Origin of the sequence: Citrobacter sp. Cpo069 (assembly GCF_030332785.1) — a bacterium.
GTDB classification, from domain to species: Bacteria; Pseudomonadota; Gammaproteobacteria; order Enterobacterales; family Enterobacteriaceae; genus Citrobacter; species Citrobacter portucalensis.
Genome location: NZ_JAOWHD010000049.1, coordinates 24,152 through 51,027, shown reverse-complemented (window position 1 = coordinate 51,027; position 26,876 = coordinate 24,152). Strand labels below are relative to the sequence as shown.

Genomic DNA, 26,876 nt, shown 5'->3' with positions numbered 1-26,876 from the left:
GTAAGCGTCGTCTGAGTACCGTCTGGTCCCGAATCCAGGATCCTGTAACTTAAGCACCCACTTATTTTGCAGGTGGACACCTCATGCGCGCTAAAGAAAGACTTCCCCGGAAACACTATTCCCCTGAATTCAAAATGGAACTGGTCAGGCTGGCTCTTGAAGAAGAAGGCAGTATTGCCGCACTGGCCCGGAAACATGACGTCAATGATAACCTGCTCTTTAAATGGATAAGGCTCTGGCAGCGTGAAGGGCGGGTCTGTCGGCCCCGAAAAAACTCATCGTCGCTTCCTGCCCTGATACCCGTGCAGCTTCAGGCGGGCTCTTCTCTCCCAACCTTCGAACTACCATCCTGCTCTCCTCCCGCTACCTGCCACATAAAATGTCGGGGAGGAGAAATAACACTGACTCATCCCTCTGCTGAACTCATGAGCACTGTCCTGCGCGAACTGATGCGGGGGCCGGTATGATAAATCTTCCCGCAGGCACAAAAATCTGGCTGGTTGCCGGTATCACCGATATGCGCAACGGCTTCAATGGCCTCGCCGCAAAGGTGCAGACCGCGCTGAAAGATGACCCGATGTCCGGCCACGTCTTCATCTTCCGGGGACGCAGCGGCAGTCAGGTAAAACTGCTCTGGTCCACCGGCGATGGTCTGTGCCTGCTGACAAAGCGACTGGAACGTGGTCGCTTCGCCTGGCCCTCAGCCCGCGATGGCAAAGTGTTCCTGACGCCGGCGCAACTGGCGATGCTGATGGAAGGTATCGACTGGCGACAGCCAAAGCGGTTACTGACATCCCTGACCATGTTGTAGCGCTCTTTATCCTGGTTGTCGCAGAATAAGCCTGGTAAAATACAGGCTTATGAACGATACCTCTTCTGACGACATCCTTCTGCTGAAACAGCGCCTGGCCGAACAGGAAGCGTTGATCCACGCCCTGCAGGAAAAGCTGAGCAACCGGGAACGCGAAATAGACCATCTGCAGGCGCAACTGGATAAGCTGCGCCGGATGAACTTCGGCAGTCGTTCCGAAAAGGTATCCCGCCGTATCGCGCAAATGGAAGCTGACCTGAACCTGCTGCAGCAGGAAAGCGATACGCTGACCGGCCGGGTGGATGACCCGGCAGTGCAGCGCCCGCTGCGTCAGACCCGCACCCGCAAACCGTTCCCTGAGTCACTCCCACGGGATGAGAAGCGGCTGCTGCCGACTGAGCCGCGTTGCCCGGAGTGCGGTGGTTCGCTGAGTTACCTGGGTGAGGATGCCGCCGAACAGCTGGAGCTGATGCGCAGCGCCTTCCGGGTTATCCGGACAGTCCGTGAAAAGCATGCCTGCCGTCGGTGCGATCGCATCGTTCAGGCCCCGGCTCCTTCGCGCCCCATCGAACGGGGGATCGCCGGACCGGGGCTGCTGGCCCGAGTGCTGACCTCAAAGTATGCAGAGCACACACCGCTGTATCGCCAGTCGGAGATCTATGCCCGCCAGGGTGTAGTGTTGAGTCGTTCTGTACTGTCGGGCTGGGTGGATGCGTGTTGTCGTCTGCTGGCACCGCTGGATGAAGCCCTTCAGCACTATGTCCTGACCGACGGCAAACTCCATGCTGACGATACGCCTGTCCCGGTGCTGTTGCCGGGCAATAAGAAGACGAAGACCGGGCGCTTATGGACGTACGTTCGAGACGACCGCAACGCCGGATCAGCGCTGGCCCCCGCAGTGTGGTTCGCTTACAGCCCGGACAGAAAAGGTATCCACCCTCAGACCCATCTTGCAGGCTTCAGTGGCGTACTGCAGGCTGATGCCTACGCCGGGTTCAACGAGCTCTACCGCGACGGCCATATAAAGGAAGCCGCGTGCTGGGCCCATGCCCGCCGAAAAATCCACGATGTTCACGTCCGTACCCCGTCAGTCCTGACGGAGGAGGCGCTGAAACGGATCGGCGAGCTGTATGCCATCGAGTCGGAGATCAGAGGTAAAAGAGCAGAGGAACGGCAGGCAGTCCGGCACCAAAAAGTGCTGCCGCTGCTGGCGTCACTGGAGGGGTGGCTGCGGGAGAAACAGAAAACCCTCTCAAGGCACTCAGAACTGGCGAAGGCGTTCGGGTATGCGCTGAACCAGTGGCCGGCGCTGATCCGCTATGCAGAAGATGGCTGGGTGGAGGTGGATAATAACATTGCCGAAAACGCCCTACGACGGGTCAGTCTGGGGAGAAAAAACTGGCTGTTCTTCGGCTCGGATCATGGTGGTGAGCGCGGTGCGTCACTGTACAGTCTTATCGGGACGTGCAAATTAAACGGCGTGGATCCGGAACGCTATCTGCATTATGTACTTGATGTCATCGCCGACTGGCCTGTGAACCGGGTGGGTGCTCTGCTCCCGTGGCGGGTTACTCTGCCTGCCTGACCAGCTTCACTTCGTCAATACGGTTCTCACTGCACGCTTACGGTTCTGGCTGAACCCTCTCTTTTCAAATCAAGCCTGAAAAAATGAGCTCACTGCCCTTTTTTCTTCATCAGAAATCAGCAGAAAGTGACATTTAAAACCGGGAAATCAGGGTGACATTATCAATAAGGAAAGACAGCGAGTATAATAGTTGTAATATCCGCACCTCCCCAGAACATCTGAATTTGTCTTTGACAGAAAGAACCGCGCTTCCGGCAGGAAGCCGGCCCCCTTGAAAACTCTCTTATCCTGTTAAAAAGCCTGATATGGTTCGGAGTTAGTCGGTGTTTCCTCCGGCAATAGTGCAGTTGGCTTCACAACAGCGTACATTATCACATCAGATTTATGCCAAAACGGCGTAACGCACTGGCCCACAAAAAGAAAATAAGGACGGTTACGACGCAGCAGCTACCCAGCGTGATCCAAAAGCCAAATCGCTGACAGAAAACAGGGAATAGTAAAAACATAGGTAGTGTCGGCACTACATACCAGAATGTATACCACGCATGATTGGCTATTTTTTGCTGACTCTGTCCTTCCAGCTTCATCCACACGAGCACAAGCACAGTAACCAGGGGAAGCGCGGCGACAAGACCACCAAGCCGATCACTACGCTTGGCAACTTCAGAGATAAAAACAACCATTCCGGCGGTGATCGCGTACTTAATCAGTAGCCATAACATCATAAACCCTCACTAATCCTGTAAGTTAACGGCCCTGCACCGACCTATCTCCCCAGCGCAATCCCGGTTTCGCGGTGTCTGTTACGGCCGTATTTTCTCATGCCTCGTCAGCCACGGTGAGGCTCTTTCAAGAGCTGGGTTGTATGAAAACGAAAAAACACAGCCAACAATAATTTACAAAATAACTTATTGACCCTGTATTTACTACAGGGTTTTTAATGCACATCAACAGGTGAGACGGCGATGATGCCGGTATCACCAGATGACCAGATAACCCAAGGAATATGACCATGAAAAATATCAAACTGCTTGTTGCTGCCAGTATGCTCTCCGTAGTCTCTTTCTCTGGCTTCGCCCAGTCAGTCAGTGTTACTGCTGACACACTCAGCAACGCGGAAGCGAAAATTGCCGCTATCGCCAAGGAATCCGGTGCTTCGTCCTACCGCATCACCAGTGCTGACCAGAACAACTTTGCCCGCATGACTGCAGTCCTAGATAAGTAACCCGGGACTGTACTACCCTGAACCTGACCAGTTAACGCAAGAGATGGTCGCAGAGCAAATAGCCGGACTGGCTGTCCCCCAGTGGGATGCATCTGGTTCCGCTGGCGACCTCACACGCAATCCCTCACTGTAACGTTTTCTGATCTCACCACGCTGGCCATAACAGATTGCCCTAGCCACTGCATTACGACCTTCTCTCCGGTTAAGCTGAGTCAGGATACGTCGGCGATAATACTCATCATAAATATAATTAAGAAGGTATAAATTGCTTCATTCGGCGCACTATTGTAAACGTTTTTGGCGGGACAGGATGTACTTGTGTGTACGAAACCGAGGGCCAACAATAAATATTGATTTAATGCAAAGGCCCATATAAGATTGATTTACAAGGTGATGGTGCTCCACCTTTCCCAACCGCCGGTTTTTCAACACCGGATGATGGCGCCTGATATACAGATGAAGTTGTCCTCTTATAGGCATGTATGTCAGGTATAGCTATGCAAAATAAAACCACATTACCGCTTACCGCAGAATCTCTCTCTTTTCAAAGAGATAATCCGATTTATGTCTTCGGTCATCGAAATCCTGACAGCGATGCTATTTGCAGCGCGCTGGTTGTGGCTGACTGGCTTAATTACACCGGTCGTCCCGCAACGCCCTGGCGCCTGGGGGATATCACCCCGGAAACCCGTTATATCCTCAACGCTGCGGGTGTTTCACAACCCGATTTACTCACCGTCGATCTGACAGATAAAACCGTATGGCTGGTTGATTTTACGGATGCAGAGCAGGGACCGTCTTCGCTGATGGACAGCAACGTCATCGGCATCATTGACCATCATCGTATTGGTACCCTTGTTACCCGCAATCCACCGGATGTCTGGGTGCGGGCGGTAGGATGCTGCGGAACAGTAATTCTCTCAATTCTCATGCATGACATTCCGATGCCGCTGACTGCCGCTCAGGCTGTGTTGCTGATGGGGGCGATCCTCAGTGATACCGTTGCGCTGACGGGTCCCACCACCACCACTCAGGATCAGGAATCCGTGGCTGTTTTGCGGGAAATCGCCGGTATCGATTATGACCAGTTTGTGACAGGGCTGCTGCGAGCCAAAACAGATATAACCGGGCAATCCGCGTCGGTTTTACTCAATCGTGACGCCAAAAATTACCGGATCCATGATGTGCCGCTGTTGTTGTCACAAATTGAGGTCCGCGACATGGCTGATATTACTCCCCTGTTGCCTGAGCTACTGCAGGAAATGGATAAAACCTGCAAGGACAGCGTGCTGGACATGGTGATCCTGATGGTGACAGACATTACCAGCCGGAACTCCGTTTTGCTTTTTTCAGACAGCAGCCTGACAGGCTCCCGCCAGGTATCGCTGCCCGGCATGACAAGCCGGAAAAAAGAAATCCTCCCCTGGCTGACCAACCGCTTCGCTTCTTATAAGAGGTGATTTATGCAAATTTACCGGCATGCCTTGTTACTTGTACAGAATGAAACCGATGGTCTGCTGTTGCTTGAGCAGGCAGAACGTCTGGCAAAAGAGATGGGCACCCGTATTACTGTCGGGCATCTCAGTGCTGACTATAGGGAACTGGATTATACCAGTGACTCATTAACCAAAGACCGTCAGTCCCGCGAAGTTATTGATGCAAAGGCAATGCTTAGCCGTCTGGTGGAGTCCAGCAGTATTGATATCAACGTCAGGTCCATCGTCAGCATCCATCGTTTCCGGGACGTTGAGGCCGTTGTTCAGCATGAAGATATCGATCTGGTCATGCTGGGGCATGAAAACCGCCTGTTCGGGGTTTTTTCCTCCTTTTCTTTCGAATTCATCAATCACCTTTCTGTTGATGTTCTGATTAAACATATTCCAGCCCCTTAAAAGAAGGTCAAACTTATGAGCTTTGAAATTGAATGTATCATCGCAAGAGAAATTCTGGATTCCCGCGGTAACCCGACCGTAGAGGTTGAAGTGACTTCTGTAGGGGGCAGTATGGCCCGTGCCTCCGTTCCTTCCGGTGCCAGCACCGGCTCCCGTGAAGCCATCGAGCATCGCGATGATGACAAGACACGTTTTGGCGGTAAAGGTGTTCAGGATGCGGTCCAGTGCGTCAATACCGAAATTAACGATGCCCTGCAGGGCTACGATGTACGCCGCCAGAAAGAAATCGACAACTGTCTGATTGCCCTTGATGGCACAGAAAACAAAGGCCGGCTGGGTGCTAATGCGATCCTTGGCGTATCGCTGGCAGTATCCCGCCTGGCGGCACAACTATCCTCTACCCCGCTCTACCGCTATCTGGGTGGCGTCGGCGCGAATCTGCTGCCGGTTCCCTGTATGAATATCATTAACGGCGGAGTTCATGCCCGCTGGCAGGGCGCTGATTTTCAGGAGTTTATGATTGCACCATGGGGAGCCTCTTCCGTACGCGAAGCTATTCGCTGGGGCAGTGAGGTCTACCAGGCCCTGCGTCAGGTCCTGCTGGAAAAAGGTTTATCCGCCGGCGTGGGCGATGAAGGCGGTTTTGCACCGGCCGTTTCCTCAAACCGTCAGCCGCTGGAGCTTATCGTGGAGGCAATTAGCAAGGCGGGATACCGCCCAGGCGAAGATATCGTTATTTGCATGGATCCGGCCTCCAGTGAATTCTACGTCGATGGGAAATATACCCTGCGTACCGAAAATACCCGGCTCAGCGCCGACGAAATGACCCGCTACTATGAGCAACTGGTGAAGGATTTCCCGATAGTCCTGATTGAAGATGGCCTTGCGGAAGACGACTGGGCCGGCTGGCAGCTCCTGCACCGCGCGCTCGGCGATAAAGTTGAGCTGGTTGGCGATGATATCTTTGTGACCAATGTGAAATATATCCAGCGAGGTATCGATGAAAACCTGGCCAATGCCGCATTGATCAAACTGAACCAGATAGGCACCCTGAGTGAAACCATCGAAGCCGTCCAGTTGTGTCAGGATAACAACTGGGGAACCTTTATTTCGCACCGGAGCGGGGAAACCGTGGACAGCTTCATTGCAGATATGACCGTCGGCCTGCGGGCTGGTCACCTGAAAACCGGTGCACCCAGCCGTGGGGAGCGCATTGAGAAATACAATCAACTGATGCGTATTGAAGATGAATTAGGTGATGCCGCCATCTTCGCCGGTAAAGCCGCCTTCAAAAAACGCTGATTCCGTCACCCTTCCCGTATGCTCAGATACGGGAAGGGGTAGGGTGGTTCTGTGAACGGAAAAATACTCATACTGTAACAGCAACGGGGATCCAGGCAAACTGTCTGGTTTTCCTGATCGCTGATGCCTTTTTTAATATACTGCCGGATGATACCAGTGCCGTTGTAATCGCGCTGTTCATCGGGAGCGGTGCCCATCTTCTGATGCGTCACCTCCTTGACCGGAGTCCAGGTAAATCCGGGTAATCAGTACAAACAACTCAACGGGTTCAGGTCCTTCCGGTTCAGTTGTGGGTGACAGACAGGTAGTTGTTATGGGGAAAATTATTTTACTCCGCCATGGCGAAAGTTAGTTGAATCGCAAAATCGTTTTACCGGATGGGAAAATGTCCCGCTGATGCTGAAAGGAGTGGAGGAAACCCGGCGCGCAGCAAACCTGATAAAACGGTCCGGAATCAGTGTGCCACTACAATCATAGATGGAGCCTGCACATCCGTTCTGAACCGGGCAATTCATTCGCTCTGGCTGATAATGGAAGCGCTGAATCAATTGTGGTTACCGGTGGACAAATCATGGCGGTTAAATGAACGTCATTACGGTGCGCTTCAGGGAATGAACAAAGATGAAGCCACTCAACAGATTGGCCAGAAAATCGTTTATCACTGGCGGAGGAGCTATCGTGGTATCTCCCCTCCGTTGCCGGATGCACCTGCTTCACTTCATCGTGAGGCACGTTATCGTCATGTGTCCCTGACGGATTTGCCGGGGGGAGAAAGTCTGGAAATGACGCAACGAAGGTTGTTGCCTTACTGGCACCACGTCATTGTCCTGCGCGTCGCCAGTGGCGAAACCATGTTGCTGGTCAGTCATGCTAATACACTGCGTGCGCTGACCATGTTTATTGAGCAGATTGATGAAAATAAGGTTCCCGATCTGCATGTCCTGACGGGAATCCCCGTACTGTATGAAATGAATGAAAAACGGGCCATCACCGCACGTTATTCCCTTGAATGACGGTCTGATGGTGCCCTGATTTCAGCGAGGTGGTATGTACAAATCATTATTCGCGGTGGTGATAGGCGGATCGATCGGCTGTGTGATCCGCTGGATACTGTCCATGCGTCTCAATGCACTTTTCCCCAATCTTCCACCTGGTACCCTGGTGGTTAATCTGGTTGGCGGATTTATCATCGGTATGGCACTGGCCTTTTTTGTCCGGCAGCCTCACCTTGATCCCGCCTGGAAGTTTTTTATTACCACCGGCATATGTGGCGGTATGACAACCTTTTCCACCTTTTCTGCTGAGGTGGTGGTGTTACTTCAGAATGGCAATTATGCATGGGCTGTCATTTCCGTACTGACGCACGTAACTGGCTCGCTTCTGATGACTGCCACTGGTTTCTTTGTGATGACACTGCTGTAAAAGCATATGCGCCATACACTTAACCGCGCCATGTCTCCGGCAGATTTTCATTTTATCGCCATAACAACATACCTGACCTGCCGGGTCAGGTATTTCCGGAGAAGGGTGTATGGAGATGCTCCCTGAGAATATCGTGAAGGGACTTTCCGAAGCCGAGGTGCAGACCCGGCTGGGTCAATGTGGCTATAACGAAGTGCGTGAACAGCCTCCGGACCAGGTGCGTGCTATCCTCAAACGTCTGCTGGGTCCCATCCCCTGGATGCTCGAAATTGCGCTGGTACTTGAAGTGGTTCTGGGAAAGACGACTGAACCAGTGCGCGCTCAGACAACGACGAACCATCCATTCACCTCATTCGGAGGTCACAGATAGTCGCTGTCTCACACGCCGAATCCCCTCCTGAGTTCACCACGATCCAGCAGGTCATGGCGGCGTCCGGCGCCATGATCCTAGCAGTCGCAACCGGCAGCGACGGTCATCCCCATATCCGCGGGTTGCAATCATTAGTCGAAGCACTAGGCGATGATACGGCAGGACTCGTCAGGGATACGGTTTCCAGTGAAAGATTAGACTTATTGCTGCCGGCAGTAGTGTCAGCGTTGCCAGTGTGGCTGAAAGCAGCCCACCAATAATGGCAAATGCCATCGGTCCCCAGAAAACATCCCGGGCAATCGGCAGCATCCCGAGAATGGCCGCCGAAGCGGTCAGCATGATGGGGCGTGAACGGTGCAGCGCGGCGACTTTGATCGCCTCATCCGCAGTGAAACCATTTTTCATCCCCACATCCACTTCGCTAATAAGAATGACGGCATTACGGATGATCATCCCGGCCAGTGCAATGATCCCCAGCAGCGCCACAAACCCCATCGGTATGCCAAAAGGCAGCATAGCCACAACTATCCCAGGCAAACCAAACGGTGCCATCAGCAGGGCCAGCAGCATCGACGAAAAGCGTTGTAACTGAATCATCAGCAGTAACAGCATCACCATCAGCGTGACAGGCAATACCGCATACACTGAGCTGTTTCCTTTCTCCGATTCCACAACCACTCCACCTTCCTCCACACTGTAACCCGGCGGGAGACTCTCCCGGAAACCGGCAACCACCGGAGAGAGTGCCGATGACACGGTCTCTGCACGAACGCCGGGCGCGGTATCCGACTGAACCGTGATAAACGGCAACCGCTGCCGACGCCAGATAACCGGATCATCCAGCGTCCATTCTGGCGTGGCGACCTGTCCCAGGGGAACTTTATTCCCGGTCGATGATGTCAGCATCAGAGCATTCAGTAACGCCGGGTTTTGTCGTGAGGCTTCATTTCCCCGCAGCACCACATCAATCTGGCGGTTACGGTCGCGCAGGGTGGTCACGGTGGTTCCGGAAAACAGCGTGGCAAGCGTTCCTGCCAGTGACTGAGACGTCATGCCGGTGGCACGCGCCTGCGTCTGATCCACCCGCAGACGGATGACCCGCTCCGGTTCACCGGACGTCAGATTGACACCCCGGGTATCGGGATTGCGGGCAATCATCCCTGCCAGTTGCGTGGCCAGTTCACGTACACGGGTATTATCCGGCCCGGATACCCGGTATCTGACCGGCCAGCCCACCGGAGGGCCCAGCTCCAGTGTGGATACCCGGGTTGTGAGCGTACTGAAATCTTTCGACAGGATCTGCTCAAGCTGTTTCTGCAGCCGGTTTCTCGCCGCTTCATTTTTCGCCACTACGACCAGCTGGGCAATGTTCTCTTTCTGCAGCAGAACATCCATCGGCAGATAAAAACGCACAGCGCCGGAACCGATGTAGCTTGAGTAATGGTCAATATCAGGATTATCGCGCAACTTCGCTTCAAACTTCAGGACGTCGCGGTGCGTCTGTGCCTGGCTGACATTCTGCGGCAGAGTCAGGCTCACCAGCAGCTCCGGGCGATCGGACGCTGGGAAAAACTCACCCTGCATCAGCAGGGCTCCGCCCCCGGACAATATCAGTATCGCCAGGGCACAACCGAGTGTCTTGCGCCGGTGCTGCATCACCCGGTCGAGCAGGCGGGTATAATGACGGTGAAAGAAACTGTGCTTATGTGACTGATGTGAATGCTGTTCCGGCAGTAACCAGACGCCGGTAAGCGGCGAGAAAAGAACCGCAACCAGCCATGAGCTCAGCAGCGCTGTCAGTACCACCACAAACAGGGAGTAGCAGTATTCTCCTGCGCTCGATGCCGCAAATCCCACCGGTATAAATCCGGCAATCATCACCAGTGTCCCCGTCAGCATCGGGAACGCGGTGGTACGAAATACCTGCGTGGCGGCCACACTCAGGGCATCGCCAGCCTCAAGCCGCGACACCATGGCTTCTACGGTGATCATGGCATCATCAACCAGCAGTCCCAGTGCAATGATCAGGGCACCGAGGGAGATTCGCTGTAGCCCTATTCCGGCCAGTTCCATCCCGGTAAATGTCATGGCCAGCACCAGCGGAATGGCCACGGCGACCACCAGACCTGCCCGGCTGCCCAGCGAAACAAAAGAAACGGCCAGCACAATAATAACGGCCTCAACCAGCACCTGGACGAATCCTCCCACCGCGTCACTGACTACGGCCGACTGGTCTGCCACCTTCTCCACACTGATCCCGTAAGGAAGATGCGTGCGGATCCTGTCCATCGTCGCGTTCAGCGCCCGACCAAAATCAACAATATTTCCACCGCGAGCCATCGAAATCGCCAGCCCGAGTGCTGGTTTACCGTTAACCCTAAACTCCGGTGAGGGCGGATCTGCCTGCTGCAGTGTGACCGTGGCCAAATCGGTGAGTGGGATAAAACGGTTTCCGGTATGCAGCACAATTTGCCGCAGGCTGTCCACGGATGTGAAGGCGCCACTGACTTCCACCGACATATTTTCCTGTGATGTCCGGATACGTCCGGCGGGCGTGACGGCATTCTGTGCCTGCAGAGCCGCCGTCACCTGCTGAAGATCGAGTCCCATTCCCGACAGTTTCAGTGGATCAAAAGCAATCACCACCTGTTGTTCGCTGTCACCCAGCAGCGTAACTTTCCCTGTTCCCGGAACAGCCAGCAGAGATGTCCGGATATCATCGACGGTATCGCGTAACTGCCGGGGAGTGAAGCCGTCCGACGTGAAGCCATAAATTGTGCCGTATGTATCATCGAATTCATCATCCACGGCCGGGGTGGTGGTGCCGTCCGGCAGGGATGCCCGGATGTCGTCCATCTTTTTCCGCACGCTATACCAGATACCCGCAACCTCTGACGGCGGTGTGTCATCACGCAGGTTCACAAAAATCACCGACGAGCCCGGACGCGTGTAACTCTCGATATAATCCAGATGTGGGATTTCCTGGAGCTTCTTCTCCAGCGTGTCGGTGACGAAACTGACGGTATCTTTTACCGTTGCGCCCGGCCACTGTGCCGACACCACGGCGGTCTTAATGGTAAACGCCGGATCTTCGCTGCGCGGCAGATTTAGAAAGCTCATGACGCCTGTCACCGTGACCATCAGCATCAGAAAAGCCACCAGTTGTCGGTGGGCCAGTGCCCAGGCAGAAAGATTAAAACCGCCGGAAGCGTGCATAACATTTTTCATTTTTGGTTCTCCGTCAGCACGTTTTCCCCGTCACGTAACTGACTGACCCCGGCAGTGACCACCTGTTCACCGGCTGTCAGCCCTTTGCGGATGAGCACCGAATCGGTCATATAGGCCGCAATGTCAACGGGTGTCAGGCGCAGGCGATTTTTGCCGGTGTCCACCACGAACACTGCCGGTTTCTGTTCTTTCCTCGTCAGGGCAGATGCCGGTACCTGAAACACTTCACTGCCGCCCAGGGGTAATGACCCGGTGACCGTCGCCCCCATAGCCATTACCGCGGGTGCATTCTCAAGGTCATAGCGTACCCGCCAGGTCCGGGTCTGTGTGTCGGCCTGCGGGCTGATGTCACGCAGCGTTCCGGTTACCGACACCGACGGGTTATCCGCCATACGCAGGGTGAGTGTCTGCTGCTGTTTCAGGGTGTCAGCCAGAGCCCCCGGTACGCTGAAGACCGCATCACGGGCCCCTGACTGCGCCACCCGCAGGATTTCCTGTCCGGTGGTCACTACCTGTCCCGGACCGGCGCTGACGGTGGTGACCACCCCGGTAACCGGTGAGAGCAGTCGCGCATACCCCAGACGGTCCGCTGCACTGCTCAGGTCGGCCTGAGCGCTCTGCAGTTTTGCTGTTGCCGTGTCGCGGTTTGTGCGGGCCTCGTCAAGCTGAACCCGGGCAACCGCACCCTGCGGGGCAAGCAGCGTCATGCGTCGCAGGTTTATCTCAGCAAGCCTGGCGCTTGCCTCGGCTTCCTGTACTGCCGCCTGAGCACTGCGGTACTGATTACGCAAATCGGTATCATCCAGTTCAGCCAGTACCTGCCCGGCAACCACTGACTGCCCCACATCCGTGAGTCGTTTCACCATCCGGCCATCGGTACGGAAGCCGATAATCGTCTCTTCATGGGGCAATATTTCACCGGTCATCAGCGTCTGTCCGCCATGATTGCCGGCAGATACCTCCGTGGTCATCACCGGTCTTGGTGGGACATGGCGGGATACCGGCTCATTATCACAGCCGGTCAGTTGCAGGGCGAGGGCGAAAACCAGGGCTGAGCCCCGTCGCCAGAAAAGCAAAGACGCTATCAGGGGGATGAATGAATATGATGGCATGGCAGCCTCCGGAAAAAATGCTGCCATGAGTAAACCGCAGGTGTGTCCAGATACGTTCGACGAACCATCAAGATTTGGTCAAGAAAAGTGAAAAAGAAAACTCATACGGGCAGTTTCACCCGAAACAGGAGTCCGTTCCCCTCTTGCGGGATACTGGCGGTCAGCGTTCCGCCGTGAGACTCACAAATGGCTCTGGCAATCGACAGACCCAGTCCACTGCCTCCTGAATGACGGGAACGGGAAACATCAGAACGGGTAAACCGGTCAAACATCACCGGCAGAAAATCCGGTTCGACGCCCGCGCCGTAATCCCGGAAGGAGAACGTCCAGTAGCCTGACTGAACGGAACCCTGTATCGTTTGCTTCCCGCCTTCCGTCGCGTAACGCAGTGCGTTCTCCATTAAAATGGTAAAGACCTGTCCGATTCGCAGCGGGTCCGCACAACATTCTCCCGGAGGGATATCCGTGTCGTAACCGAAATGCCCGGCGGTAGCCTGTGGCCGTAGCCAGGCAATCTTTTCCTGCAGTAATCCGGCGGGTGAGAAGCGTTGTTTATTCAGCGTAAGCTGCCCTGCATCAGCCAGTGAGAGCAGGTGCAAATCATCAATCAGACGGCTGAGGCTCAGGAGCTGGTTCATCACCATATTCATCTGCGCTTTATCAGCCGGGAATACGCCGTCCATCATTCCCTGTAGACGGCCCACCGCGGCCGTCAGTGGAGAGCGCAGTTCATGCGCGGCTGCAACATGAGATGCCCGTAATTCCCGGTCATAACGTTCAAGTCTTTCGGCCATGGTATTGAAGTTCTGCGTAAACAACATCAATTCAGAGGGCGCACTTGCATCCATTTTTGAGCGAGTGGTAAAACGCCCCTGCGCTATCGCTGCGGAGGCTCGCGTCAGCAGACCGAACTGCCGGGCGAGAGGCCGGGCGGCCAGCAAACCGAGCATAATTATCAGCGGTGTCACAAACAGGACCAGCCCTCCCAGCGTCAGCCAGTCTGTTGACGCAATGGACGGATCTGAGAACTGCAGTCCGTACCAGTCATCAATAATTTCATGGTAACGGATGCGATTAAGATCGGGATTTTCCCGCAGATGCAGAAATTCCTGTCGTACCGCCTCCGGCATCCGATGCTGTACCCAGGCATCCAGCAGGGCAAAACGCAGCCACATGCACAGGGCGATAAGCACGACACTGCCGGCCGCCAGCGACAACACCCTGACGCAAATCCAGCGCCATAATGAACGGGACTCTCTTTTTTTCATGGCTGCAGATACCGGTAACCGATCCCTCTCACGCTGGTCAGCACACCGCTGACCCCCGCTTTTTCCAGTTTGCGGCGTAGGTTATAGATGTGTGTATCAACCACCCTCTCCAGCGCATCACTTTCCGGCAGGCAGTGTTCAAGCAGCGTCTGACGGGAACAGACGCTCCGGGGGCGGGTCATCATCATGTCCAGCAGTGAAAACTCGGTGGGGGTCAGCTCAAGGTGCACCCGGTTTTCATCGTGAATAACAGCGACTGACATGGTGTCCCGGTTGAGTTCAACGGCCCCCACCCGGCGATAATTTTCAGCGCTAGCATGCGCTGCCGCCCCACGCCGTAACACCGCCTGCACCCGGGCCACGACCTCACCCGGATCATAAGGTTTGACGACATAATCATCCGCACCGAAGCGTAAGGCCCCGATACGGTCCGGGGCCTCGCCCATTGCGGTGACCATTATCACGGGAACATCGGATTCGCGGCGCAGCCGGCTGAGTATTTCTGTTCCGGTCATACCCGGCAGCATGATATCAAGCAGAATAAGTGCAGGATGCTGGGTAAGGGCGGCTTCAAGTCCTGCTTTTCCATCATGGGCCAGTATGACCCCGAAGTTTTCACGGCGAAGATAGGCTTCGAGCACATTCGCCGCATCCCGGTCGTCCTCGATAATCAGAATACGTTTTGTGTTCATTCATTCTGCCTTGATGGTTTCTTGATGGTTTCCACGCTGAGTCTTGATAAAGCATCGTCATAATCCACTGCGGGTGGCCGGGCGGGTCACAGCTTACCGTAATGCATAAACATAAAACGAGGGATATATGATGGCAACGTATTCGTCTGTAACAGGGTGTACAGTGATCCTGCTGGCAGCGACCTGCGGGTCCGCTATTGCCGACAGCGGCAATCAGGATGGAGTGACGGTGGGGATAATGGGAGAAAACGCCCCCCGCTACAGTGGCGCGGATAAGCAGCACTGGACAGTGATGCCTTCCCTGCAGGTCCGTAAAGGCGCGTTTTTCTTCGACTCAACAAAAGGTATCGGTTATGACCTGCAGACGGATAATGGCCTCTATTTTGAAAATGCGTTCGGATACAGTTTTGGCCGTGCCGATCAAAATTCATCGTGGCGCGATGGTTCTGACAAACTGAAAGGAATGGGAAACATCCGTGGTGCACTGAACACGCAGGTTGCTGTTGGCTGGCAGGTGAACAGCTGGTTTACCCCGGAAATCCGTGCAACTCTGCCGCTGACGGATTCACAGGGGGTACAGTACCAGGCCTCGCTGACGCTCGTGCCCTGGCAGAACGACACAGATACGGTTGCCCTGCAGGGCGCGGCACTTTTTGGTGACGCCCGGTACATTAACACCTGGTACGGCGTTAATGCTGCCCAGAGCCGCACAACCGGTTTCCGGGAATACAACCGTAGCGCAGGATTTTATGCTACGCAGACTACCCTGAGCTGGCAGCATCAGTTTAATGAACACTGGGGCACCCTACTGGGCGCTTCATATGCCTGGCTTGCGGATAAAACCAGTGACAGTCCTGTTGTGTCAGCGCGAGACAATATCAGCGGTTTTGCTGGTATCAACTGGACATTCTGACACGCCAGGAACTGGCAGAGTCTCCGAAAAGTGGACTATCAGAAACATATATTTGAATGTTGATATCAGATGATGTTTTGCGAGTCATCTACTGGCTTGGAAATGGCTTCAAGCCCTGAGTGATATATCACCGGAAGATTACGAGCAGGAGCATGTACTATTACACTTTCAGTGGAGTGGATTATAAGCGCAGGATAATAGCATATGAGGACAGCATTAAAATTCATTACATTCCCAAATCCTTTATCTATATTCTCGCTAGTATAAAATCATGTATAGCGAAAGAAAACCCTAGCACCTTAAATAAGACCGCACCGACAGTCTTTTGCGCCGAGGTTCTTCTCCCCCCCATAAACAATGACCACGAAAATATCAGGAAAACTACGACATCACATGTCAGATGGGCCGAATCCCAGCTTAACCAGAATTGACGAATGAATACTTGAAAAATTTGACATAAATTGAATATCGTCATTCCATAATAGTATGGGCATAGTACGAACTGCCAGCTAGTTTGTTCCGTCCGTTGAGTCTCTAACTGACTATTATTTTAAGACTAACATATCAGTCTCTTTGATTTTTAGATAGCAATAATATTTGCTGATATTACTTCATTGAGTACTTCTACCGCCATACTGGCATCAAGATTCTTGACCGACACATAGACCTTTATATGAGCCTCCACGCTATCGAGAATTATCTCGAACGTACGGTCAAGCTCTTCTGGATAGTAGTTCATCACGCTGTCGAACACGCTATTGTACGATGCCCTGACAATCCCATTACATACCGTAAGGAATAAGGCGATATTTCTCATTCAGAACTGAATCACATGCGGTAGCAGGAGGATGAAAATCAGCTACTGAAGAAACAGGTGGCTGGCCTGAGTGTGGACAAGGAGATGCTTCAGGAGATGCTGAAGCAAAAGTTCTAAGGCCGGCACAGAAATACCAGTCGGTGCATTCTCTGCGGGAAGCATATCGTATCAACGCCTACCGGGGACGCGGGTTACTAATGCAAAGCAGAACTGTTTAACCGCCGCTATCGGACATAAATACTGGATTTTAATCTATTTAGAACTCAGAATGAGGTACGGGAGAATTACATTATGCTGGCTGAGGTAATACAATAACGAGCGGCCTCATGAATCTCTGAATAACCTGATACAGGAAGAGGTATCGGCTGATGACTGAAAACCCGGAGCTATCAAGAAGTGCATGGAACAAAAATGGCATGCTTAAACTTACAGCGTTTGGTTTACGTATACTTCGCTCTTCTTACTTTTTATGATGATAAATTTGGCATACCACCCTGTTCTTAATATATTTAAAAAAAACCAAATACTCCCTCCACAAATACTTGACGTCACATGATACATTAATGAGGCCTTAAAAGAAAAAACCGATGATTTAGTAAATCACACATAAATATTGAACACAATACATTTAACATAGAGAAAAAATTAGTGAGTTAAGTAATAGACATATTAAATCAAAACTACAACTCAAGACATCTAAACACCCCACCATGGTGCATAATAATAACAGAAATACTTCTAACCGTAAGGATACATGATAAAAAATGGTTACCACAGCGGGGAGGTAACCATTTTTAGTTAACTACTCTCTCGGAGGAAAACCTGCCTCACGTAAAGCATTAGCAACTTGTTCAGTAGATAAAGAAGTTTTCACTTCGATCTTACGAGTCGGTGGATCAGTTATGATACTTGCCTCAGGATCAATATTTTGAATCACTTTAGTCACTGTCCGGGCACATCCGCCGCATGTCATATTTTCTAGATGTAATTGCATATATATATCCTATTTAGTTGTAGTAACTTCAATGATAGAACTTGCCACCGTTGTAAGGTCAAGCCCTATCGCCAAAAATTTTCGTGCTTATATTCTCTGACTAAGCGTTTCACCTGAGGTGGGGATATATACTGCCCCAAAGTATTTCAAGTAAACCGTTCAGTTGTGCTTTCTGCCGGCTGTCGGGCAACAAGACGAAGACGTAGCAGTCCTCGCAGTAAAAGAAGTGGTTGCCGCGCCGTAACCCCTTATCCCTACGACAATGCAATACGCGGGCGGTTTTATCCCTCCACCCACGTATTGCCGACCTTATCGCCAGACAGTGGCGTTAACCTGCCCGGAGAGTTATGGCTTAGCCGGAGAGCTTTCTGTCCATCCGCCCCCCAGCGCTTTATACAAATTGACCAAATTGCTCATTCGCGCCAGTCGGGTCTGAACCAGAGTTTGCTGTGCACTGAACAGCGCTCGTTGCGCGTCAAGCTCCGCCAGATTATCGTCAATACCGGCCCGGAAGCGCTGTGAGGCCAATTCATAGTTAGCCTGGCTGGCCTGCACCAACAATTGTTCTGAACGGAATTGATCGTCCAGGGTTTGTCTGCCCGCCAGGCCATCAGCCACTTCGCGGAAGGCAACCTGAATCGCCTTCTCGTAATTCGCAATTTCGATGCGCTTTTGTACCTGGGCTAGGTCCAGATTGGCGCGCAGAGCGCCTCCCCGGAAAATAGGCAACGAGATTTGCGGAACAAAACTCCAGGCCGCTGACCCCGGCTCGAACAACCCGTCCAGACTCGAACTGGCCGTACCAGCCGATCCTGTCAAACTGATTGCCGGGAAAAATGCCGCGCGAGCGGCCCCGATATTGGCATTGGCCGCACGCAGTTGCTGCTCTGCCGCACGGACATCCGGACGACGCACCAGCAATTCTGCCGGCAAGCCCGCCGGCAACGCGGAAGGGATGATGTCATCGGGCAAGGTATTCGCCTTATCCAGGCTGGCCGAGAGTTCGGCCGTCAATGGCTGCCCTAAAAGCAAAACCAGTGCATTGCGATCCTGCGCCGCCACCCTCGTATAAGCAGCCTGACTGACTTCCGCAGTACGCAACGCAATCTCTGCGCGCCGCAAATCAATTTGCGTTGCATTACCCGCATCAAACAGCGCCTGGGTCAATGCGTAAGTCCTCTTTTGCGTGCTCAGCGTATCGTGAGCCAGTTGCAGCAACTCCTGATCCGCACGCAACGTCAGATAAGCGTTTGTCACCTCAGCGAGCAGGCTCAGCCTTGCCGCAATCCGTGTTTCATCCAACGCCAGGTACGTTGCCAGCGCCCGATCGCTGAGGCTACGAACCCGTCCCCACAAATCCAGCTCCCAGGCTGACACCGCACCATTAACGTCATAACTCCGCGTTATCTGCGTTGTACCACTCGGGCTGACATCTGCGGGCAGACGCTGCACGGTAGCGCCCGCATCCACATTCAGTGTTGGCAACATATCGGCACGACGGATCCGGTACTGAGCCCGCGCGGCCTCAACATCCAGCACCGACTTGCGCAGATCGCGGTTGTTTGCCAACGCGACCTCAAGTAATTGTTGCAACAACGGATCACGATAGAAATCGCGCCAACCGATATCAGCCACGGCAGTCTGAGCCGCTGAAACTGTTCCCTGAGCATAAGCCGCTCCCGAAGGATAGCTTGAGCTCGTTGGTGCAGAAGGCCGTTCGTAGTCCGGCGCCATAGTACAACCGGCCAATACCAGCGCCATCGCCAGCACCGAGAGTTTATTAATACGATGGTTCATTTCATACTCTGCTTTCATTATTCTCTCTCCGCCCGTCATGGCCGTGAATCACTGATTGCCCGCTGTGCCTGCTTGATTTCCCGGCGAATAACCAGCTTACGGACCACGACATAGAACACTGGCGTCAACAAGAGTCCGAACAGCGTCACCCCCAGCATCCCGGCAAACACGGCAATCCCCATGGCATGACGCATTTCCGCACCGGCACCGCTCGCGATCACCAAAGGCACAACCCCCGCAATAAATGCCAACGAGGTCATCAGTATCGGGCGCAGACGCAGGCGAGCGGCCTCCAGCACAGCAGCCAGAGGATCGACGCCTTCACTCTCTCTGGCGCGAGCGAACTCGACGATCAGGATTGCGTTTTTCGCCGCCAGTCCCACCAGCACCACAAAACCAATCTGCGTGAAGATGTTGTTATCTCCATTCGATAGCCAAACCCCGGCGATCGCGGAAAGTAATGCCATTGGGGCAATTAACAGCACCGCAAACGGCAGCGACCAGCTGTTGTATTGTGCGGCCAGGATCAGGAACGCCAGGAACACCGCCAACGGGAAGATATACAGCGCCGAGTTGCCAGTCTGCTTCTCCTGGTAAGTCAGATCGGTCCATTCGTATGTCATTCCCTCAGGCAGCGTTTCACTAACGATCTTCTCAATAGCTGCCGTTGCCTGTCCGGAGGAGTAGCCAGGCGCTGCGCCACCGGTAATATCCGCCGACGGATAACCGTTGTAACGCATAACACGGTCTGGTCCAGAGGTACGGGTAATGTTCACCAGCGTTCCCAGTGGGATCATGTCACCCGCGGCATTACGCACTTTAAGCAACCCGATATCTTCAGGCTGCATACGGAATTGCGCATCCGCCTGAGTGATCACCCGATACGTACGACCGAAGCGGTTAAAGTCATTTACATACAGCGACCCCAGATTCACCTGCAACGTATCAAAGATATCGGTCAGTGCGACGCCCTGAGACTTGGCTTTGACGCGGTCGATATCAACCTGCAACTGAGGTGCGTTGGTCTGGAAACTGGCCATCATCCCTGCCAGTTCAGGAGCCTGCATGGCCTTCGCCATAACCATCCCTTGAACACGGGTCAGCTCTTCAAAGCCAAGCCCTGCCCGGTCTTCGATCTGGAGTTTAAATCCTCCCATGCTGCCCAGCCCCGGTACCGGTGGTGGCGGGAAGATCCCGACAAAACCGTCAGGTATCTGGCTAAATTTCCCCATCAGGCTACCGGCAATAGCCTCGGCAGACAGCGAAGGATCCTTACGTTCACTGAAGGGTTTCAGCATGGTAAACATCAATGCGGAGTTAGGCATGTTAGGGCCGTTTACCGACAACCCAGGAAACGCCACGACGCTTTCCACTCCAGGTTCCGCCAGCGCAATTCGGGACATCTCTTTCACTACGGCTTCCGTGCGATCCAACGAGGCGCCGGAAGGCAATTGAGCAATCCCAACCAGATAGTATTTGTCCTGAGCGGGCACAAAACCGTTAGGAACCTGCTGGAACCCCAACAGTGTCAGGCCCAGGAAACCGGCATACAGCACCAGCACGATGATACTGCCGCGTACGGCCCGGCGGACTGCGCCAACGTAGTTGTTCGACAATCTATCGAAGAAAGCGTTAAAGCGACGGAAGAAACCACCGAATACGCGATCCATGATGCGCGTCAACCTGTCGGCCTGCGCCATATCCTGATGGGGTCTAAGCAGAACCGATGCCAGCGCCGGCGACAACGTCAACGAGTTGATCGCAGACAAGATCGTCGAAATGGCGATGGTCAGCGCGAACTGGCGATAGAACTCCCCCTGCAATCCTGACAGGAACGCAGAAGGAATAAACACAGCAGCCAAAACGGAAGTAATGGCTAAAATAGGGCCAGTCACCTCGTCCATGGCCCTTCTTGCCGCTTCTTTCGGAGAACGGCCCTGTGCAATATGCCGTTCGACGTTTTCAACCACCACAATGGCATCATCGACAACGATACCAATCGATAACACCAGACCAAACAACGACAGCGTGTTGAGCGAAAAGCCGAACAAATACATGAGGGCGAAAGTACCGACCAACGAAATAGGTACCGCGACCAGAGGGATGATCGAAGCCCGCCAGGTTTGCAGGAACAGCATCACCACCAGTACCACCAACACCGTCGCCTCCAGCAACGTCATTGCCACTGATTTCAACGAGGCGCTGACAAACACTGTCGGGTCATAAGCGATACGGTATTCGATACCTTCCGGGAAGTTGGCCTGCAGCCTCGCCATCGTCGCCCGAACCGAGGCAGAGACGTCCAGCGCATTGGCGCCTGGCGTCATAACGATGTGCATACCCACGGCATTTTTATCGTCCAGCAGGCTGCGCAGGGAATAGTTGTCCGATCCCAATTCCAGACGCGCAACATCGCGCAGGCGGGTAACCTGCCCGTCAGCGCCAGCTTTGATCACGATATCGCCAAACTGCTCAACGGTGGTCAGACGCCCCTGGGCATTGATACTGACTTCGAAGGCTGAGGAGCTGTTCGGCTGTTGACCGACAGAACCGGCCGCGACCTGGACATTCTGCTCACGAATTGCTGCGGTCACATCACTGGCCGTCAAACCGCGGGAAGCGACTTTGGTCGGATCCAGCCAGACGCGCATCGCGTATTCACCCTCGCCCCCAAGCGTGACGCTGGCAATACCTGGCAAGCGTGATAGCTCATCACGCACGTTCAACATGGCATAGTTGGAAACATAAAGCGGATCGTAGCGATCGCCCTGTGCAAATATATGCACAACCATGAGGATATCCGGTGACGTTTTCTCCGTCACGACACCGATCTGCTGCACCTCAGTCGGCAAGCGCGGCAAGGCCCGAGAAACCCGGTTCTGCACCTGAATCTGCGCAATATCGGGGTCGGTTCCCTGCCGGAATGAAATCGTCAAGACCATTCGACCGTCGGCAGACATCTGGGAACTCATGTACAACATGCCTTCCACCCCGTTGATTGCCTGTTCCAGTGGAGCAGCAACGGTGTCAGCAATCACCTTAGGGTTAGCACCAGGGTAGCTTGCCGAAACCTGCACGGTAGGCGGTGTTACCGATGGGTATTCACTCAGCGGAAGCTGAAAGAAAGCCAGAGCGCCAGCTATCAGCATAAACACCGATAACACAATCGCGAAAATAGGCCGCTGGATGAAGAAGTGTGGGAATTTCATTATTGGCCTCCCCCTTCAACGGAGCCGGCTTTTTCCCCCTCGCTAACCGACGCGCCAGAAGCCTGCATCGGGGTCAAACGCGGCGTCACCGCCATACCGGGACGCACCAGCCCCTTGATAATAATGTTCTCACCGGCTTTCAGGCCACTCTTGACCACGCGCAAACCATCAACCACCGCGCCCAGCTCAATCGGGCGATACTGCGCCTTATTATCCGCACCCACCACCAGGACATAGTTGCGTCCCTGATCGCTCCCTATCGCCTGATCGTCAATCAGAATCGCCTGATGTGCCGCACCGGTGGCCAGCTGCACGCGGGCAAAGGCACCTGGCGTCAGTTTCCCATCGTCGTTAGGGATTACGGCACGTACCCTGACAGTACCGGTACTACGATCGATCTGATTCCCGACAAAATCGAGCGTTCCCTGATGCGGGAAACCTTTTTCTGTCGCCAGCCCAACATGCACGGGTAAACGCTCTTCCACCTTGTTAACTGCGTCAGGACGTGCCTTGCTGACTGAATTAAGGAACGTCGCTTCGTCAATATCAAAGTAAGCGTATAGCGGATTGACGGAAACAATCGTTGTCAATAGCGTCGCAGATCCCGTACCACCGCCGCTGACCAGATTTCCCTCAGTCACCAGCATGCGATCCACGCGGCCGGTAATCGGTGCCACCACGCGCGAATAAGACAAGTCCAGTTTCGCCGCCGCAACCTCGGCCTTTGCAGCCTGCACCTCAGCCTGACGAGCATGACGTGTAGAAGCGGCGTCATCGTAATCTTTCCGGGATACCGCGCCATTGTTCACCAGCCGACCAACTCGTTCAAAATCGCGATTGGCCTGGATAGCCAGCGCTTCTGCCTGCTTGAGTCGTGCTTGCGCGCTGTCAAGAGCCACCTGGAATGGACGAGGATCAATTTGGAACAGCAGCTGCCCCTGACGCACCATGCTGCCTTCAGGTACGCTGACAGCGTCGATGGTACCGCCAACGCGTGGGCGTAGCTCTACGGTTTTTGGGGCCGCCAATGAACCGGTAAACTCTGCCGAAGGGACTATCTGACGCGAGAGCACTTCGGCTACGGGAACCTGGGGAGCCATAGGTGCGGCCGCTGCGGCCGGCTCATCGTTGCCGCCACTATCCCGGGCAAACGCAATCCCGGCAGTGGCGATGATTGCGGCCGACACAATCAGAACCCCAATTTTCATTTTCATAACAGTGATCCTTTCATACGCCACAGGCAGCCCCGGCCCATCCGAAAACGGCGCTGTAGCAATTTCTTACAAGGCTAAAGGTTGATGTTACTGGAAGGTCAAGCACACCAATTAAAAAAAATGAAAAACATCCAATCAGGCTTAATTAATATTTAATGTGTAAGCGTTAAACGAGCGCCGTATTGACGATTATTTATCGGGAAGAACCACGTTCCATGGAAGTAGTTCGGCCACTTTGTTGCTGGACTACTCCGGTAGTATGCTCAAGATATGGCGAAGGTAGTGACCCATGCAGCAATTGAGCTCACCGCTGAAGACTCACGCCAGACCTTCCCCCTTCTCCCGGGATAGCCGCCTGCGGCAGCATGTCATTCGTCATCGCGCTGCCAACCTGACCATTCAGAACCAGCGGCACAACATGCCGCATTTCTTTACGCAACTGGCTGATTTGCTAGCGCGGGACCAGCAGATGATTGGTAGGTGCTTGGCTGTCCGCGTGTCTCCGGGGTCAGACACTGACCTTTACTGACAGCTGGCGGCCCCCATTAAGGTCGGAACCACAGTACTTGGCGGGCTGTGCTGCAGGCGCTGATACTGCCCCAGTACCAGTTCGGCGCTGTTCAGAACATTTAGCATCCAGAACGGGGACATGTCTGCCATGCGCTCGTTACTATAGGGCAGGATCGTCTACCGGGGTGGGGTCAGTCCATCAACGGCTCGGAAGTGTCTAGATTACCCGTGGCGATTCAAGAAGGTTGAATATGATTCCCGACTCATTAATGGAACGCTGCATGATGTTATGCATTACGGGTTGACATTACGATGTGACGGGCCGGGTTAGCTGTATGGAGCCTGTACACAAGTTTGTGTAATTGCCTGATTTTGATATGTTCAATTCAACATCAAAAGCAGGTTACTTTATGGACGAAAAACAGTTGTAGGCTCTGGCTAACGAACTGACCAAAAATCTCAAAACCCCTGACGATCTCAACCAGTTCGATCGCCTGCTGAAAAAAATCAACGTTGAGCGCCGCCTCAACGCCGAAATGCTCCATCACCTCGGCTACGGTAAACATCAGTCTAAACCGGGTGCCAACTCCCGCAACGGCTATTTCACAAAAACCGTTACCACCGGCGATGGCCCGCTGGAACTGCGTACGCCGTGCGATCGTGACGGCTCCTTCGAGCCCCAACTGGTGAAGAAAAACCAGACCCGGATCACCGGGATGGATAACCAAATCCTGTCACTGTACGCCAAAGGGATGACCACCCGTGAGATAGTGGCTGCGTTCAAAGAGTTGTATGACGCGGATGTCTCACCGACGCTGGTAGTCCTTCATGCTCCGGAAGGTCAGACTGATGTTGTCTTCACTGCCATCATCAGCAAGCGTGTTTTTAACGGTAAGATTGACTTTTGGGGAATATTCAGAAATGACAGAATCACAATTATTTTTATTCAAATCAACTTTTTTGCGCTCAGACAAGGGGCAGACTCCTGACCATTACTGAAGTCGCCCGCCACGAGCAATTTCAGGGGGAGCTCCGTTTTCTTGCTCGCACCACCGGTATGCAAATCAAGTTTTAAATTAATACGCGCTTTAGGGATTTCGGACTGAAAGGAAGAATTAGACATGGCTGTCCCTGTTCTATGGAGTGATAGAAACGGTCAATGCCAGTGAAAAATAAATAAGAAAAAATTACCCAGCCAGAACAACTTTCCGGTTCGCGTCATCCGACGTAAATAAAAATCCCGGAACCAAAAAAAGCGGGCGCATTCCATCCACCAGCATGTCGACACTGTATTTTCTGGGTATTTGTCTGAAATGAAAAATTTCGGATAAGGCCCAATGGCTGGAGTTTGGGAACGTTCCCTGCCAGATCGAAAATGAAAAAATGTAACAAAGATTTACATTCCTGGCTTTTAACAAAAAAAATATCATCTTTCTGATTTATAAAAATTTTACACCATAACCCTTCAGGCCCCGCGGGATAAGGATGTACAGAAAATGATCAATTTGGCTTAGGGTGTATATTTGTACAAAATATCACCAGTCACGTGAAATATCTGATTTTGTACTTTTATCAGAAATTGAGAAGCTGGACGTGACTGAGCATGTGAAAAACTGGCGACAGTTTCAGGTTTCCATCATTTCTTATTATTCACGTAAACCGGGCTTATTTATTTTTTTTCAGATTAAAGGAATTGCAACGCCCGGACTTTACGCATATCTCATACCTGTACCAGCGATATGAATATCTCAGCCGCCGGTGCATTAGCGCGACCAGGAACAACACCCGTTCGGTTTACAGAAAGACAGACGTGGACAGTGATGAGCTTTGCTGCGGGTTGAGAACGGTTGTTTTACTGCTCAAGGTTGTAACACGATCCGATTCGACTCCAGCATGACAGCCGACAGTGTATGAGCCGCAAAAACAGCCATACAGGCTGACAAGTCGCCATTCACAAGAAACTCAACCGGCGCAACGAGTTTCCCTCCATCCGAAAATCCGCAGGTCAGTGCCGACTTCCTTACCAGCAGTGCATTCGCATCGCTGTATTCCAGGGCCAGAAGCGTTTCATTGTCCCAGTCCCTGTCACTCACCGCTGCATTGACCCAGCCCCGCGATTTAAGCTGTTCAATTGCGTACGTCAGCCGATACAAATCCGACTGCGCTGACACCGGTCCGGTGCACGAAGACCACAGATATTCCAGACGACTGAATAAGCTGGCGGCAAGGCCTTTGTTACGCCCCAGCGTCAGCAATCCCTCAATATCAGATGCGATTGCACGTGGAAACCGTTTTTGCTTATACGCCACCGTTAACCAGCGCAGTATAAATGCATGCGTGCTGAGTGGCGACAATGCCTGACCATCCTGCTGAGCGGTACGTAAGGCGACAAGGGCGCACCAGGCGAAATGCGCAAGTGCTGTGACGGTTTGTTCCGGGGGTAAGGTATCGTGAGCTTTTTTCATTCAGGGATTATATCGGCGCTGCAGACACCGGGGAAGACCTGGATAACTCC

At 53.3% G+C, this 26,876-nt stretch carries 21 protein-coding genes, 4 pseudogenes and 1 riboswitch; of the genes and pseudogenes, 12 read left to right on the top strand and 13 right to left on the bottom strand.

All coding sequences use genetic code 11. The features are described from left to right. The first annotated feature begins 83 nt into the window (after nt 1-83). The 3 genes from tnpA to tnpC are packed head-to-tail and all read left to right on the top strand — an operon-like array spanning nt 84 to nt 2,396. Entirely contained in the window at nt 84-467 is a 384-nt protein-coding gene (tnpA, locus tag OGY08_RS25210) for an IS66-like element accessory protein TnpA (protein ID WP_001201739.1), read from the top strand. Continuing rightward, nucleotides 464-811, top strand: coding sequence for an IS66 family insertion sequence element accessory protein TnpB (gene tnpB, locus OGY08_RS12325; RefSeq protein ID WP_000609174.1), 348 nt, complete (start codon nt 464-466; stop codon nt 809-811). The genes tnpA and tnpB overlap by 4 nt, the downstream gene beginning before the upstream one ends. A gap of 49 nt (nt 812-860) precedes the next feature. Beyond that, a complete protein-coding gene (gene tnpC / locus OGY08_RS12320; RefSeq protein WP_032430836.1) occupies nt 861-2,396 on the top strand; it encodes an IS66 family transposase in 1,536 nt (511 codons plus the stop codon). A 371-nt stretch (nt 2,397-2,767) separates the two neighbouring features. Here the strand turns inward: tnpC and OGY08_RS12315 are convergent, their stop codons facing one another. Further along, complete coding sequence (locus OGY08_RS12315) at nt 2,768-3,118, bottom strand: DUF3147 family protein (protein WP_016154441.1); 351 nt, start codon at nt 3,116-3,118, stop codon at nt 2,768-2,770. A gap of 290 nt (nt 3,119-3,408) precedes the next feature. On the opposite strand from OGY08_RS12315, the gene OGY08_RS12310 reads away from it, so the two are divergent. Continuing rightward, entirely contained in the window at nt 3,409-3,621 is a 213-nt protein-coding gene (locus OGY08_RS12310; protein ID WP_009652456.1) for a YdgH/BhsA/McbA-like domain containing protein, read from the top strand. 120 nt (nt 3,622-3,741) lie between these two features. On the opposite strand, the pseudogene OGY08_RS25300 reads toward OGY08_RS12310, so the two are convergent. After that, nucleotides 3,742-3,885: pseudogene (locus OGY08_RS25300) on the bottom strand (Tn3 family transposase); the annotation flags it as partial. 116 nt (nt 3,886-4,001) lie between these two features. Then, nucleotides 4,002-4,076, top strand: a riboswitch (Fluoride riboswitch). A gap of 42 nt (nt 4,077-4,118) precedes the next feature. Here OGY08_RS25300 and OGY08_RS12305 point away from each other — a divergent pair. The 6 genes from OGY08_RS12305 (at nt 4,119) to OGY08_RS12280 (ending at nt 8,607) form a co-directional block, all read left to right on the top strand. Continuing rightward, nucleotides 4,119-5,081, top strand: a complete 963-nt coding sequence (locus tag OGY08_RS12305; RefSeq protein ID WP_009652407.1) for a DHHA2 domain-containing protein — start codon at nt 4,119-4,121, stop codon at nt 5,079-5,081. Between the two features lie 3 nt (nt 5,082-5,084). Beyond that, the gene (locus tag OGY08_RS12300; RefSeq protein WP_009652460.1) at nt 5,085-5,513 is read left to right on the top strand and encodes a universal stress protein; all 429 of its coding nucleotides are present in this window, start codon (nt 5,085-5,087) and stop codon (nt 5,511-5,513) included. Between the two features lie 15 nt (nt 5,514-5,528). Next, on the top strand, nt 5,529-6,815 hold the full coding sequence (eno, locus tag OGY08_RS12295) for a phosphopyruvate hydratase (protein WP_009652415.1): 1,287 nt from the start codon (nt 5,529-5,531) through the stop codon (nt 6,813-6,815). A 377-nt stretch (nt 6,816-7,192) separates the two neighbouring features. Continuing rightward, a complete protein-coding gene (locus OGY08_RS12290; RefSeq protein ID WP_223175621.1) occupies nt 7,193-7,828 on the top strand; it encodes a 2,3-bisphosphoglycerate-dependent phosphoglycerate mutase in 636 nt (211 codons plus the stop codon). 34 nt (nt 7,829-7,862) lie between these two features. Next, the gene (gene crcB, locus OGY08_RS12285) at nt 7,863-8,237 is read left to right on the top strand and encodes a fluoride efflux transporter CrcB (protein ID WP_016154442.1); all 375 of its coding nucleotides are present in this window, start codon (nt 7,863-7,865) and stop codon (nt 8,235-8,237) included. Nucleotides 8,238-8,346: 109 nt separating this feature from the next. Continuing rightward, a complete protein-coding gene (locus OGY08_RS12280; protein WP_016154443.1) occupies nt 8,347-8,607 on the top strand; it encodes a cation-transporting P-type ATPase in 261 nt (86 codons plus the stop codon). A 168-nt stretch (nt 8,608-8,775) separates the two neighbouring features. On the opposite strand, the gene OGY08_RS12275 is transcribed toward OGY08_RS12280, so the two are convergent. The 4 genes from OGY08_RS12275 to OGY08_RS12260 all read right to left on the bottom strand — a co-directional run bounded on the left by OGY08_RS12275 (nt 8,776) and on the right by OGY08_RS12260 (nt 14,907). Further along, complete coding sequence (locus OGY08_RS12275; RefSeq protein WP_016154444.1) at nt 8,776-11,835, bottom strand: efflux RND transporter permease subunit; 3,060 nt, start codon at nt 11,833-11,835, stop codon at nt 8,776-8,778. Then, on the bottom strand, nt 11,832-12,947 hold the full coding sequence (locus tag OGY08_RS12270; RefSeq protein ID WP_009652501.1) for an efflux RND transporter periplasmic adaptor subunit: 1,116 nt from the start codon (nt 12,945-12,947) through the stop codon (nt 11,832-11,834). The genes OGY08_RS12275 and OGY08_RS12270 overlap by 4 nt, the downstream gene beginning before the upstream one ends. Nucleotides 12,948-13,048: 101 nt before the next feature. Next, nucleotides 13,049-14,215 (bottom strand): sensor histidine kinase, encoded by a 1,167-nt coding sequence (locus OGY08_RS12265; protein WP_009652412.1) that lies wholly within the window; start codon nt 14,213-14,215, stop codon nt 13,049-13,051. After that, a complete protein-coding gene (locus OGY08_RS12260; RefSeq protein ID WP_009652481.1) occupies nt 14,212-14,907 on the bottom strand; it encodes a response regulator in 696 nt (231 codons plus the stop codon). Before OGY08_RS12260 ends, OGY08_RS12265 begins: the two co-directional genes overlap by 4 nt. A 127-nt stretch (nt 14,908-15,034) precedes the next feature. Between OGY08_RS12260 and OGY08_RS12255 the strand changes: the two genes are divergently transcribed. Then, nucleotides 15,035-15,820 (top strand): MipA/OmpV family protein, encoded by a 786-nt coding sequence (locus OGY08_RS12255; RefSeq protein WP_016154445.1) that lies wholly within the window; start codon nt 15,035-15,037, stop codon nt 15,818-15,820. 1,619 nt (nt 15,821-17,439) lie between these two features. Here the strand turns inward: OGY08_RS12255 and OGY08_RS12250 are convergent. The 5 genes and pseudogenes from OGY08_RS12250 to OGY08_RS12225 all read right to left on the bottom strand — a co-directional run. Then, a complete protein-coding gene (locus OGY08_RS12250) occupies nt 17,440-17,610 on the bottom strand; it encodes a heavy-metal-associated domain-containing protein (RefSeq protein ID WP_373887364.1) in 171 nt (56 codons plus the stop codon). A gap of 366 nt (nt 17,611-17,976) precedes the next feature. Continuing rightward, nucleotides 17,977-19,446, bottom strand: a complete 1,470-nt coding sequence (locus tag OGY08_RS12245) for an efflux transporter outer membrane subunit (protein ID WP_009652383.1) — start codon at nt 19,444-19,446, stop codon at nt 17,977-17,979. Nucleotides 19,447-19,463: 17 nt separating this feature from the next. Continuing rightward, on the bottom strand, nt 19,464-22,637 hold the full coding sequence (locus tag OGY08_RS12240; RefSeq protein WP_009652455.1) for an efflux RND transporter permease subunit: 3,174 nt from the start codon (nt 22,635-22,637) through the stop codon (nt 19,464-19,466). Further along, nucleotides 22,637-23,851: an efflux RND transporter periplasmic adaptor subunit gene (locus OGY08_RS12235; RefSeq protein ID WP_009652401.1), complete on the bottom strand. Its 1,215-nt coding sequence runs from the start codon at nt 23,849-23,851 to the stop codon at nt 22,637-22,639. The genes OGY08_RS12240 and OGY08_RS12235 overlap by 1 nt, the downstream gene beginning before the upstream one ends. A 546-nt stretch (nt 23,852-24,397) precedes the next feature. Beyond that, nucleotides 24,398-24,523, bottom strand: a pseudogene (locus tag OGY08_RS12225) (hypothetical protein); the annotation flags it as partial. A gap of 272 nt (nt 24,524-24,795) precedes the next feature. Between OGY08_RS12225 and OGY08_RS12220 the strand changes: the two are divergent. Further along, a pseudogene (locus OGY08_RS12220) lies at nt 24,796-25,182 on the top strand (transposase); the annotation flags it as partial. Here the strand turns inward: OGY08_RS12220 and tssB are convergent. Both tssB and OGY08_RS12210 read right to left on the bottom strand, forming a co-directional pair. Then, nucleotides 25,180-25,484, bottom strand: a pseudogene (tssB, locus tag OGY08_RS12215) (type VI secretion system contractile sheath small subunit); the annotation flags it as partial. The pseudogenes OGY08_RS12220 and tssB sit on opposite strands and share 3 nt — an antisense overlap. Before the next feature lie 736 nt (nt 25,485-26,220). After that, the gene (locus tag OGY08_RS12210; RefSeq protein ID WP_009652485.1) at nt 26,221-26,826 is read right to left on the bottom strand and encodes a DUF2913 family protein; all 606 of its coding nucleotides are present in this window, start codon (nt 26,824-26,826) and stop codon (nt 26,221-26,223) included. Nucleotides 26,827-26,876 lie beyond the last annotated feature (50 nt).

Bases quoted from the DNA above. Each gene is read 5' to 3' on its own strand.
- OGY08_RS12270 (WP_009652501.1), bottom strand. From the start codon at position 12,947: ATGCCATCATATTCATTCATCCCCCTGATAGCGTCTTTGCTTTTCTGG.
- OGY08_RS12280 (WP_016154443.1), top strand. From the start codon at position 8,347: ATGGAGATGCTCCCTGAGAATATCGTGAAGGGACTTTCCGAAGCCGAG.
- OGY08_RS12265 (WP_009652412.1), bottom strand. From the start codon at position 14,215: ATGAAAAAAAGAGAGTCCCGTTCATTATGGCGCTGGATTTGCGTCAGG.
- OGY08_RS12250 (WP_373887364.1), bottom strand. From the start codon at position 17,610: ATGACATGCGGCGGATGTGCCCGGACAGTGACTAAAGTGATTCAAAAT.
- OGY08_RS12235 (WP_009652401.1), bottom strand. From the start codon at position 23,851: ATGAAAATGAAAATTGGGGTTCTGATTGTGTCGGCCGCAATCATCGCC.
- OGY08_RS12305 (WP_009652407.1), top strand. From the start codon at position 4,119: ATGCAAAATAAAACCACATTACCGCTTACCGCAGAATCTCTCTCTTTT.
- OGY08_RS12210 (WP_009652485.1), bottom strand. From the start codon at position 26,826: ATGAAAAAAGCTCACGATACCTTACCCCCGGAACAAACCGTCACAGCA.
- OGY08_RS12315 (WP_016154441.1), bottom strand. From the start codon at position 3,118: ATGTTATGGCTACTGATTAAGTACGCGATCACCGCCGGAATGGTTGTT.
- OGY08_RS12260 (WP_009652481.1), bottom strand. From the start codon at position 14,907: ATGAACACAAAACGTATTCTGATTATCGAGGACGACCGGGATGCGGCG.
- tnpA (WP_001201739.1), top strand. From the start codon at position 84: ATGCGCGCTAAAGAAAGACTTCCCCGGAAACACTATTCCCCTGAATTC.
- OGY08_RS12255 (WP_016154445.1), top strand. From the start codon at position 15,035: ATGATGGCAACGTATTCGTCTGTAACAGGGTGTACAGTGATCCTGCTG.
- OGY08_RS12290 (WP_223175621.1), top strand. From the start codon at position 7,193: ATGGGAAAATGTCCCGCTGATGCTGAAAGGAGTGGAGGAAACCCGGCG.
- OGY08_RS12245 (WP_009652383.1), bottom strand. From the start codon at position 19,446: ATGAAAGCAGAGTATGAAATGAACCATCGTATTAATAAACTCTCGGTG.
- OGY08_RS12310 (WP_009652456.1), top strand. From the start codon at position 3,409: ATGAAAAATATCAAACTGCTTGTTGCTGCCAGTATGCTCTCCGTAGTC.
- crcB (WP_016154442.1), top strand. From the start codon at position 7,863: ATGTACAAATCATTATTCGCGGTGGTGATAGGCGGATCGATCGGCTGT.
- tnpC (WP_032430836.1), top strand. From the start codon at position 861: ATGAACGATACCTCTTCTGACGACATCCTTCTGCTGAAACAGCGCCTG.
- OGY08_RS12300 (WP_009652460.1), top strand. From the start codon at position 5,085: ATGCAAATTTACCGGCATGCCTTGTTACTTGTACAGAATGAAACCGAT.
- OGY08_RS12275 (WP_016154444.1), bottom strand. From the start codon at position 11,835: ATGAAAAATGTTATGCACGCTTCCGGCGGTTTTAATCTTTCTGCCTGG.
- tnpB (WP_000609174.1), top strand. From the start codon at position 464: ATGATAAATCTTCCCGCAGGCACAAAAATCTGGCTGGTTGCCGGTATC.
- OGY08_RS12240 (WP_009652455.1), bottom strand. From the start codon at position 22,637: ATGAAATTCCCACACTTCTTCATCCAGCGGCCTATTTTCGCGATTGTG.
- eno (WP_009652415.1), top strand. From the start codon at position 5,529: ATGAGCTTTGAAATTGAATGTATCATCGCAAGAGAAATTCTGGATTCC.